We start from the raw sequence: 301 nt of genomic DNA on the forward strand, positions 1-301 counted from the left end.
CAACGCGATCGTGCGATGGTTCGGGATCGAGCCGCAGGAGGAGCTGCGTTCTGCGCGCAGCTCGACCGAGCTGGCGTCGCTGATCCAGCGCAGCGCCGACGTCGGCACGCTCGACGCCGAGTCGGCCGAGCTGATGGAGATGTCGGTGGAGTACGGCACGCGGACCGCCGGCGAGACCATGACGCCGCGCGTGCGCCCCCGGTCGCGCGACGACACCGCGCGTGCCAGCCCGGTCACCGGCCGCGCGCGTGAGACGGGGCACTCGCGATTCCCGGTGCGCGACGAGACCGACGCCGTCGTC

Annotated in this window: 1 pseudogene; it reads left to right on the forward strand. The window is 73.4% G+C overall.

Annotated elements, in window-relative coordinates:
* Positions 1 to 301, forward strand: a pseudogene (locus tag F0U44_RS22180) (hypothetical protein); the annotation flags it as partial.

The organism is Nocardioides humilatus, assembly GCF_008373755.1.
GTDB lineage: Bacteria > Actinomycetota > Actinomycetes > Propionibacteriales > Nocardioidaceae > Nocardioides > Nocardioides humilatus.